General features: G+C 71.2%; 10 protein-coding genes. 7 read left to right on the top strand and 3 right to left on the bottom strand.

Annotated elements, in window-relative coordinates:
- Positions 1 to 97: 97 nt before the first annotated feature.
- From ACFWBB_RS41565 to ACFWBB_RS41575, 3 genes are all read right to left on the bottom strand, one after another.
- Entirely contained in the window at positions 98 to 325 is a 228-nt protein-coding gene (locus tag ACFWBB_RS41565; protein WP_189920010.1) for a DUF3107 domain-containing protein, read from the bottom strand.
- Between the two features lie 146 nt (positions 326 to 471).
- Positions 472 to 1113 (bottom strand): TetR/AcrR family transcriptional regulator, encoded by a 642-nt coding sequence (locus ACFWBB_RS41570; protein ID WP_385284194.1) that lies wholly within the window; start codon positions 1111 to 1113, stop codon positions 472 to 474.
- Between the two features lie 179 nt (positions 1114 to 1292).
- Positions 1293 to 1511, bottom strand: a complete 219-nt coding sequence (locus tag ACFWBB_RS41575; RefSeq protein WP_385284197.1) for a hypothetical protein — start codon at positions 1509 to 1511, stop codon at positions 1293 to 1295.
- Between the two features lie 283 nt (positions 1512 to 1794).
- On the opposite strand from ACFWBB_RS41575, the gene ACFWBB_RS41580 reads away from it, so the two are divergent.
- The 7 genes from ACFWBB_RS41580 to ACFWBB_RS41610 all read left to right on the top strand — a co-directional run bounded on the left by ACFWBB_RS41580 (position 1795) and on the right by ACFWBB_RS41610 (position 10121).
- Entirely contained in the window at positions 1795 to 2772 is a 978-nt protein-coding gene (locus ACFWBB_RS41580; protein ID WP_385284200.1) for an alpha/beta fold hydrolase, read from the top strand.
- Between the two features lie 328 nt (positions 2773 to 3100).
- Positions 3101 to 4198, top strand: a complete 1098-nt coding sequence (locus tag ACFWBB_RS41585; protein WP_385284203.1) for a DUF3152 domain-containing protein — start codon at positions 3101 to 3103, stop codon at positions 4196 to 4198.
- Between the two features lie 70 nt (positions 4199 to 4268).
- Positions 4269 to 4364 carry an Ms4533A family Cys-rich leader peptide gene (locus ACFWBB_RS41590; protein ID WP_323178948.1) on the top strand — a complete coding sequence of 32 codons (96 nt, stop codon included), beginning with the start codon at positions 4269 to 4271 and terminating at the stop codon, positions 4362 to 4364.
- A gap of 190 nt (positions 4365 to 4554) precedes the next feature.
- Positions 4555 to 6273 carry an ABC transporter substrate-binding protein gene (locus tag ACFWBB_RS41595; RefSeq protein WP_385284206.1) on the top strand — a complete coding sequence of 573 codons (1719 nt, stop codon included), beginning with the start codon at positions 4555 to 4557 and terminating at the stop codon, positions 6271 to 6273.
- A gap of 4 nt (positions 6274 to 6277) precedes the next feature.
- On the top strand, positions 6278 to 7327 hold the full coding sequence (locus ACFWBB_RS41600; protein WP_385284209.1) for an ABC transporter permease: 1050 nt from the start codon (positions 6278 to 6280) through the stop codon (positions 7325 to 7327).
- Entirely contained in the window at positions 7324 to 8331 is a 1008-nt protein-coding gene (locus ACFWBB_RS41605) for an ABC transporter permease (protein WP_385284212.1), read from the top strand. The genes ACFWBB_RS41600 and ACFWBB_RS41605 overlap by 4 nt, the downstream gene beginning before the upstream one ends.
- Positions 8328 to 10121, top strand: coding sequence for a dipeptide ABC transporter ATP-binding protein (locus ACFWBB_RS41610; protein ID WP_385284215.1), 1794 nt, complete (start codon positions 8328 to 8330; stop codon positions 10119 to 10121). The genes ACFWBB_RS41605 and ACFWBB_RS41610 overlap by 4 nt, the downstream gene beginning before the upstream one ends.
- The last annotated feature ends 165 nt before the right edge of the window (positions 10122 to 10286 follow it).

Below are 10286 nucleotides of genomic sequence, written 5' to 3' on the forward strand. Positions count from 1 at the left end.
GGGGGGGGGGCCGCCGGGGGCCGGGCCGGCGGCGGCCCGACCGGGACGCGGGGCCCGGCGACAACCTGGGCGCCGGGCCCCTCTTCCGGTGCTTCGCCTACAGTGCGCCGAAGCCCACCTTGCGCGGGGCGGCCTCGCCCAGCTCGACGTAGGCCAGACGGTCGGCCGGAACCAGGACCTTGCGGCCGTGCTGGTCCACGAGGCTGAGCAGCTGCGACTTCCCGGCCAGTGCCTCGGCCACCACGCGCTCGACCTCCTCGGGAGTCTGACCGCTCTCCAGAACGATCTCGCGAGGCGCGTGCAGCACGCCGATCTTGACCTCCACGGCTATGTCCCTCCGACGGTCACGAGGTGCGCGGGCGTCCGCGCCGTACGCTGCACACATTAGCCCGGTGAGGGGACGTACACGGCGCGGCCGTCCACGCCAGGAGCGAACAGCGGGCGGGAACAAACGGCCGACCGCCCCCGCGGTCAGTGCTGATCGGTGCCGTGCAGCGGGAAACCGGCGATGCCGCGCCAGGCCAGGGAGGCCAGCAACTGCACCGCCTGGTCGCGCGGCACGCTGCGGTCGCTGTGCAGCCAGGACCGCGCCACGACCTGGGCGAGGCCGCCCAGGCCCGAGGCGAGCAGCATGGACTCCGCGCGCGAGAGACCTGTGTCCTCCGCGATGACCTCGCAGATCGCCTCCGCGCACTCGGTGGCGACCTTGTCGACGCGCTCGCGCACCGCGGGCTCGTTCGTCAGATCCGACTCGAAGACCAGACGGAAGGCGCCGCCGTCGTCCTCGACGTACGCGAAGTACGCGTCCATCGTGGCGCGGACGCGCTGCTTGTTGTCGGTCGTCGAGGCGAGCGCGCCGCGCACTGCCTGGATCAGCGACTCGCAGTGCTGGTCCAGCAGGGCCAGGTAGAGGTCGAGCTTGCCGGGGAAGTGCTGGTAGAGCACCGGCTTGCTGACGCCGGCCCGCTCGGCGATGTCGTCCATGGCGGCCGAGTGGTAGCCCTGCGCCACGAAGACTTCCTGGGCGGCGCCCAGCAGTTGGTTCCGGCGGGCACGGCGCGGCAGGCGGGTGCCTCGCGGGCGCGCCGCCTCTGTCTGCTCGATGGCTGTCACGCCGCCTCCCAATGTGGTCCTCTTGCGGTGAGCGCCGCGCCGCCATCGTACTTTTCGGTAACCCTGGTGCGCGCGGTGCGAGTGCAGAATTTCACGGACTGGACGACGACAAAAGCGGTACAAACAGTTTTGGAACGGGATGTTACGGGCATACTCGGCCCCGCTCCAGCTCGGGCCCGTCAGCGATAGTCGTCCTCGTCGAGCGAGACGATGCGGGCCTGTTCGACGAGATCGGCCTCGTTGGCCCGGGAGGGATCCACGTCCTCCAGAGGGTCGTCACGCTTCGGGGTGACGTCCGTGGACTGCTCGGCGGCGTCGTTCTCCGGCGCCTCGACGTCGATCTCCCCGAAGTCGTCGTCCTCTTCGAACGTCTCCGGGTCGGTGGGGTCAACGGCCATGGTGGGCTCCCTTCCTACGAACGTCCCTGCGAGCTGCAGGGGCCACAAGCGGGTGCCCTGGGTACGAGCCTAGGAGACACCCGTTTCGGACGCCATGCGATCACTGTGTGGAGTGCCCGCGATTCCCGCCGTCATGACGCCGGGGCGGTGCCGGGGTGGTCCCGGTGCGGTGTCGACGCGGTACCCGCCCCGCACGCGCGGTACCCGTCCCGAACCCGCCCGATGCGTGCGTGTGACGGCGAACACACAAAAGCGCGCGTGATCGTCTCGTAACATTGCCCGCATGTCTTCGACCGAGCTGCCCTCCGTGCCGCCCACCAGCGTGCTGCCGAAGGCGATCGCCGTCCGGGTCGCCGAGGGCGAGCGGCTCCGTTCGGTCGGGCTGCCGGGCGTCACGCTCTCGATCCGCTCCAGGCCGCCCGCGCGCGAGGGGCTCGAGCCCGCGCTGTACGTGCACGGCCTGGGCGGTTCCTCGCAGAACTGGTCCGCGCTGATGGCGCTGCTCGACGGGGTGGTGGCGAGCGAGGCCGTGGATCTGCCGGGCTTCGGGGACTCCCCGCCACCGGACGACGGCAACTACTCCGTCACGGCACACGCGCGTGCCGTCATCCGCTACCTCGACGCCGTCGAGCGCGGGCCCGTGCACCTCTTCGGCAACTCCCTCGGCGGCGCGGTGTCCACGCGCGTCGCCGCGGTCCGGCCCGACCTCGTGCGGACGCTGACGCTGGTCTCACCCGCGCTGCCCGAGCTGCGGGTGCAGCGGACCGCGCTGCCCACGGGACTGGTCGGGGTGCCCGGAGTGGCCGCGCTCTTCACCCGGTTCACCCGGGAGTGGACGGCCGAACAGCGCGTCCGCGGCGTCACGGCCCTCTGTTACGGCGACCCCGGGAGAGTCGGCCCGGACGCGTTCCGCCACGCGGTGGAGGAGTTGGAGCGGCGCCTTCAGCTGCCGTACTTCTGGGACGCGCTGACCCGCTCCACGCGTGGCCTGCTCAGCGCGTACACACTGGGCGGTCAGCACGGACTCTGGCGCCAGGCCGAGCGCGTCCTCGCCCCGACCCTCCTCGTGTACGGCGGTCGCGACCAGCTCGTCGGTTTCCGTATGGCGCAGCGGGCCGCCCGGACCTTCCGTGACTCCCGCCTGCTCACGCTGCCCGACGCGGGGCACGTGGCGATGATGGAGTATCCCGAGACCGTGGCGACGGCCTTCCAGGAGCTCCTCGCCGGCTCCGCCACCGCGACCGAGATCTCGGGGGGCTGAGGCCGTCGTGGGACGCCACAGCCGGCGTGGGCCGGCACCCAAGGGTGCCGGTGAAGGTGCCGCCAAGGGTGCGTCGCGGGGGGCCGCTCCGGAGCCGCCTGCCCCAGGGGACCCGCGCGGCGCCCGTGTCCCGGCGCCGCCCCAGGGGCCCGACGGAACGCCCTCGCGGGGAGTGCCCCGCTTCTTCCTTCCCGAGGGGACCCCTGCCCACGGATTCCCGCAGGTGCGGGGCGGTCACCCCGAGCAGCGTGAAGACGGTGGCGGCTGGGGTGACTTGAGAGGACGATCAGCGGGTACCGGGCAGCCCGTGATACCGCGTCAGCGAACCATGCCTCAGGACGGGCCGCGCCAAGGCCCCCGCCCGGGCTCCCGCCGGGGCCCTCGTCAGGAGTACCTCGACGCCTTCGGCGAGGACGAGGAGGACGTCTTCACGGGCGCGGGGACGCCGTACGCGTCCACGCGCGTGCAGGAGCCCTACTCCTCCGAAACCGGCCGTGACAGCGTCTCGCGCACGACCGCCCCTGCCGGTGTCGGCGGGGGCGACGGGGGCGATGCGAACAACAGGGGCGGTGACGCGCCGCCCGCGGGCGGGTCGGCGGCCGCCCAGGGTCTCAAGGGGCGGGCCTTCGCCGGCATCGCGGCGGCAGCCGTCACCACGGTGCTGGCCGTCGTGGTGGCCGGGCAGGTCGCCGCCGGGCGGGACGACGACTCCGCCCGGTCGCAGTCCGCGTCCGGCCGGACCCGTGAGGCCGTCGACGACGCCGCGCGCGGTGACGACAGGCCGAGCGCGTCCGCGTCGCCCGGAGCGTCCGCCGGGGCGGTCACACTCACGTACGCGCAGCAGATGAGCACCAAGTACGCGCTCGGCCCCAAGCTCAAGGGGTCGGGGAAGTTCGACGCGATCGCGGGCGTCGCCAAGGCGCCCGGCAAGGGGCGGAAGTACACCTACCGCGTGGACGTGGAACAGGGGCTCGGGCTCGACGGCGAACTCTTCGCGCAGGCTGTACAGAAGACCCTCAACGACGCCCGCAGCTGGGCCCACAACGGCGCCCGGACCTTCGAGCGGATCGAGTCGGGCAAGGCCGACTTCGTCATCACGCTCGCCAGTCCGGGCACCACCGCCGTGTGGTGCGCGAAGTCGGGTCTGGACACCACGGAGGACAACGTCTCCTGCGACTCGGCAGCCACCGAGCGCGTGATGATCAACGCGTACCGGTGGGCGCAGGGGTCGGTGACCTTCGGCGACCAGATGTACGCCTACCGGCAGATGCTGATCAATCACGAGGTCGGCCACCGGCTCGGGTACGGCCATGTCACGTGCGACAAGGACGGCGAGCCGGCGCCGGTCATGCAGCAGCAGACGAAGTTCCTCGACCACGACGGCATCCACTGTCTTCCCAACGCCTGGCCGTATCCGAGCAGTTGAGTCTCATTGCTGGACAGGCGTCTCATGGGTCACGTTGACATGCCCAAAAAGTTCCTCCATATTGCTGCGTATGTGGTCTAGTCATCCCGTCGACAGCAGCGCCGCCATCGAGCTGGCGCTCTTCGGCGTGACCGCGCTCTGCGTGGCCGACATCCACTGTCGCTGACACCGCCCTCAGGCGCGTGTGTCGCGAATCCCCTTTTTTCTCTCAGCCGTGACCTGATCACGGCTCTTCGACGACCCGGCGCCGGGGCAGACGTCTGTTCACTTTCGTCTCACTCCTCGTCCATATGTCTCGGATACCGAGATGTCCCGTCAGGGGCGGCGAGACCGTCAACCGAGAGGTCGTCATTCCGATGCGTCAACCGTCCCTCATAGCGCGCCGCGTCGCCGCGGCATCCGTCAGCCTGGTGGTGGCCGCGGGCGCCGCCGCCTGCGGGCCTGAGGACAACGATGCCAAGGCCTCCGCCGGCGACTCCGCGCCGCACCAGGGCGGGACGCTCACCATCCTGAACCGCAACCCGCAGGAGGACTTCGACCCGGCCCGCCTCTACACCTCCGGCGGCGGCAAGGTCCCCACCCTGGTCTTCAGAACGCTCACCACGCGCAACCGCGAGAACGGCGCCCCCGGCACCGAGGTCGTCCCCGACCTCGCCACGGACACCGGGCGTCCCAACAAGGACGCCACCGAGTGGACGTACACCCTCAAGGAGGGCCTGAAGTACGAGGACGGCACCGCGATCACCTCCGCCGACATCAAGTACGGCATCGAGCGGTCCTTCGCGCCCGAGCTCTCCGGCGGCGCGCCCTACCTGCGGGACTGGCTGGTCGGCGCGGCCGGCTACCAGGGGCCGTACAAGGACTCCAAGGGCCTCGCCGCGATCGGGACGCCGGACAGCCGGACGATCGTCTTCCATCTGAACAAGCCCGAGGGCGAGTTCCCGTACCTGGCCACACAGACACAGTTCGCGCCCGTCCCGAAGGCCAAGGACACCGGTACGAAGTACGAGGAGCACCCGGTCTCGTCCGGCCCCTACAAGGTCGTCAAGAACGAGAACGACGGCGAGCGCCTCACCTTGGCGCGCAACACGTACTGGTCCGCGAAGACGGACGCCGAACGCAAGGCGTACCCCGACAAGATCGACGTACGGTCCGGGCTCGACTCCTCGGTGATCAACCAGCGGCTGTCCGCGTCCCAGGCGGCGGACGCCACCGCCATCACCACGGACACCAACCTCGGCCCGGCCGAACTTGCCAAGGTCAGCGGCGACAAGAAGCTCGCCGCGCGGGTCGGCACCGGCCACTTCGGCTACACCAACTACATCGCGTTCAACCCGAACGTGAAGCCGTTCGACGACATCAGGGTGCGCCAGGCGATCTCGTACGCCGTCGACCGGTCGTCGGTCGTCAACGCGGCGGGCGGCTCGTCGCTCGCCGAGGCCGCCACCACCTACCTGCCGAACCAGAAGTCCTTCGGCTACGAGCCCTACGACCTCTACCCGGCGGGCAAGACCGGCGACGCGGCGAAGGCCAGGGAACTGCTGAAGGCGGCCGGTCACCCGAACGGGCTGACCATCACCCTCACCCACTCCAACAGCCAGGACTTCGAGACCAGCCCGGAGATCGCGACCGCCATCCAGGACGCGCTCAAGAAGGCCGGCATCACCGTCAAGCTCCAGGGTCTGGAGGACAACGACTACTCCGACACGATCCACGACGTGAAGACCGAGCCCGGCTTCTTCCTGGCCCACTGGGGCGCCGACTGGCCCTCCGGCGGTCCGTTCCTCGCCCCGATCTTCGACGGCAGGCAGATCGTCAAGGACGGCGCGAACTTCAACACGGGCTTCCTGAACGACAAGTCGGTCAATGCCGAGATTGACGCGATCAACAAGTTGACCGATCTTGACGCCGCCGCCGAGAGGTGGGGCGCACTGGACAAGAAGATCGGCGCGCAGGCACTGACCGTGCCGCTGTTCCACCCCGTCTACAAGCGGCTGTACGGCGAGGACATCCGCAACATCGTCATCAGCGACTGGGACGGCGTCCTGGATCCCTCGCAGGTCGCGGTGAAGTAGCACCGTGAGCGAGGCAGTCACCGAGGCGGCCGCCGAGGCCGTCATCGCCGCCCGGGCCCCCGGTACGGACCCCGCGTCCGTCCCGGGGGCCTCGGGGGCCCGTCAGTTCTGGCGGCGGCTGCGAGCGCAGCGCGCCGCCCTCGCCGCGGCGGTCGTCGTCGCGCTGCTCGTCCTGGTCGCGCTCGCCGCGCCAGTGCTCACCGCCCTGGAGGGCCAGGACCCGACCACCTACCACCCCTCCCTCATCGACTCCGCGCGCGGAGGCGTGCCCGTCGGCCCGCTCGGCGGCATCGGCGGCGACCACTGGCTCGGCGTCGAACCGCAGACCGGACGCGACCTGTTCGCCCGTCTCGTGCACGGCGCCCGGGTGTCCCTGGGCGTCGCGCTGGCCGCGACCGTGATCCAGGTCGTCATCGGCGTCATCCTGGGCATCGCCTCCGCGCTCGGCACCCGATGGGTTGATCAGCTGTTGAGCCGGATCACCGACATCTTCGTCGCCCTGCCTCTGATGATCATGTCGTTGGCGCTGCTCGCGATCGTCCCGGCGAGCTTCCCCCGGCCCGTCCTGGTCACCCTGGTCATCGGTCTGATCTCCTGGGGCAACATCGCCAAGGTGGTGCGCGCCCAGACACTCACCCTCAAGGGGCTCGACTACGTGTCGGCGGCCCGGCTCAGCGGCTGGGGCACCTGGCGGATCGCCCGCCGGGAACTGCTGCCCGGGCTCGCCGCCCCCGTCATCACGTACGCGGCGCTGCTCGTGCCGCAGAACATCACCGTCGAGGCCGCGCTGTCCTTCCTCGGGGTCGGGGTGAAGCCGCCGACGCCGTCCTGGGGGCAGATGCTGACCGCCGCCGACGTCTGGTACCAGGCGGCTCCGCAGTACCTGCTGCTGCCCGCCGGAGCCCTCTTCGTGACCGTCCTCGCGCTGACCGTCCTCGGCGACGGCGTGCGCACGGCGCTCGACCCACGCGCGGCGTCCCGGCTGCGGGTGGGGACGGGACGCCGGCGAGAGCACCGGGCGGACACCGCTGCCGGGAAGGAGACGTCCTCATGAGCGGCTTCGGCGGCCTCGGCGGCTTTGTGCTGCGCCGGGGCATCGGCACGATCCTCACCCTGTTCGCCATCTCGGTGATCGTCTACGTCGTCTTCTACGTCACCCCCGGCGACGTCGCCCAGATCACGTGCGGTCCGCGCTGCTCGCCGGCCCAGGTGCACCAGGTCGCCCGGCAGCTGCGCCTCGACGAACCCCTCTACGTGCGCTACTGGCACTTCCTCGAGGGCCTCGTCGTCGGCCAGGACTATTCGACCGGCACTTCCGTGGAGCACTGCCCGGCGCCCTGCCTGGGGTTGTCGTACCAGAGCGATCAGCAGGTCACCCGGCTGATCCTGACCAAGCTGCCGGTGAGCCTGTCGCTCGTCCTCGGCGCGATGGTGGTGTGGCTGATCCTCGGCGTCGGCACCGGCGTGCTCTCGGCCTGGCGGCGCGGGCGGCTCACCGAGCGCGTCCTGACCGCTGTCACCCTGGCCGGAACGGCCACACCCGTGTTCGTGATCGGCCTCATCCTGATGATCGTGGTCTGCGGCGAGCTGCAACTGCTGCCCTTCCCGCAGTACGTGAACCTCACCGACGACCCCGAGCAGTGGGCGTGGAACCTGCTGCTGCCCTGGCTCTCGCTCGCCCTCATCGAGGCCGCCACGTTCGCCCGGCTGACCAGGTCGTCGATGCTGGAGACCCTTGCCGAGGACCACATCCGCACCTTCCGCGCGTACGGCGTCGGCGAGCGGTCGATCATCGGGCGACACGCGCTGCGCGGGGCGTTCGCACCGGTCATCGCGCTGAACGCCAACAACTTCGGCTCCGCGGTCGGCGGTGCGGTGCTCACCGAGACCCTCTTCGGGCTCCCCGGCATCGGCCAGGAACTGGTGCACGCGGTCAACGTCGTGGACCTTCCGGTGGTCGTCGGGATGGTCCTGGTCATCGGTTTCTTCGTGGTCCTCGCCAACGCCGTCGCGGACGTCCTGTACGCGGTGGCCGACCGACGGGTGGTGCTCGCATGAGCCTGGTGGAAGTCACTGACCTGACGGTCGAGTTCGGCGCCCTGCGCGCAGTCGACGGCCTCTCCTTCCGCCTGTCGGAGGGCGCCGCCCTCGGCCTGGTCGGCGAGTCCGGCTCCGGGAAGTCCACGGTCGCCTCGGCCCTCCTGGGGCTGCACCGGGGGACGGGGGCCACCGTCGGCGGCTCGGTAAGGGTCGCCGGGACCGACGTCCGGGCCGCGTCCGACGAGGAACTGCGGCGGATGCGCGGCGGCAGGGCGGCGATGGTCTTCCAGGACCCGCTGTCCTCCCTCGACCCGTACTACGCGATCGGCGACCAGATCGCCGAGGTGTACCGCGTGCACACGCGTGTGTCACGCCGTACGGCACGCGCGCGTGCGGTGCGGGTCCTGGACAGGGTGGGTATTCCGGACCCCGTCCGGCGCTCCCGGTCGCGGCCGCACGAGTTCAGCGGCGGCATGCGCCAGCGTGCCCTCATCGCCATGGCGCTGGCCTGCGAGCCCGACCTGCTGATCGCCGACGAGCCGACGACCGCGCTCGACGTGACCGTCCAGGCCCAGATCCTGGACCTGCTGCACAACCTGCGCGAGGAGACCGGCATGGGGCTGCTGCTGGTCACGCACGACGTGGGGGTGGCGGCGGAGAGCGTCGACGATGTGCTGGTCATGCGGCAGGGCCGGCTCGTCGAGTACGGCCCGGTCGGAGCCGTTCTGGCGGCTCCCGCGCAGCCGTACACGCGCGAACTGCTCGCAGCCGTGCCCCGGGTGGAGGCGCGTCGTGCGGTCGGGCACGGGCCGGAGAACCCGGACGCACGGCGGCCTGACGTACGGCAGCCGGACGGGGGCGGGTCGGGGGAGTCGGATGTACGGCCTCGGGACGCGGGCGGGTCGGGGGAGTCGGATGTACGGCGTCCGGACGTGAGCGGGCCGCAGGCGGACGTGCGGCGCGCGGCCACCGGGTCCTCGAGCGAGGGGGCTGTCACCGGGCCGTCGAGCGAGGTCGTGCTGGAGGCGCACGGGCTGCGCCGCGAGTTCGGGCGCGGCAAGCGGGCCTTCGCGGCCGTGGACGGCGTGTCGCTGACCGTTCACCGGGGAGAGACCGTCGGCGTCGTCGGGGAGAGCGGCAGCGGCAAGACGACGCTCGGCCGGATGCTGGTCGGACTGCTGGAGCCGACGGCCGGCGAGGTCCGGTACGAGGGCCGGCTGTCGTCGGGGGTGAACCCGACCGTGCAGATGGTCTTCCAGGACCCCGTCTCCTCCCTCAACCCCCGCCGCAGCGTGGGCGAGTCCATCGCCGACCCGCTCCGCGCACGGGGCGCGCGGGGGCGGGACGAGGCGCGCGTCAGGGGGCGCGTGACGGGACTGCTGGAGCGCGTGGGGCTCGAACCGGCGCACTACGACCGCTACCCGCACGAGTTCAGCGGCGGTCAGCGCCAGCGCGTGGGCATCGCGCGGGCGCTCGCGGCCGACCCGCGCGTCATCGTGTGCGACGAGCCGGTTTCCGCGCTCGACGTGACCACCCAGGCCCAGGTCGTCGCCCTGCTCGGCGAACTCCAGCGCGAACTCGGCCTCGCACTGGTCTTCGTCGCCCATGACCTGGCCGTGGTGCGTCAGGTCAGCGACCGGGTCGCGGTGATGCGGCGCGGCCGTGTGGTCGAGGAAGGGCCCGCCGACGAGGTGTACGAGTCGCCGCGGGACCCGTACACCAGGCAACTCCTGGCCGCCGTACCGGCGCTCGACCCGGAGGTCGCCGCCCGACGACGCGCCGAACGCCGGGAGCCGGCTCTGGCATGACCCGTGACGCGTGTGACGTAACGTTTCGCGGTCGGATGATCTCTTAGCGCGACCGAACGCGACCCGCACGGGAAAGTTACGACCGTTCACCCCTTTTGGTGGGGGGGGGGGGGGCCCCGCCAGCGCAGACCCCCCCAGAAAAGCAGAAAGAGAGACCCGGAGGGC

This window comes from Streptomyces sp. NPDC060000, assembly GCF_042737375.1.
Taxonomy (GTDB): Bacteria; Actinomycetota; Actinomycetes; order Streptomycetales; family Streptomycetaceae; genus Streptomyces.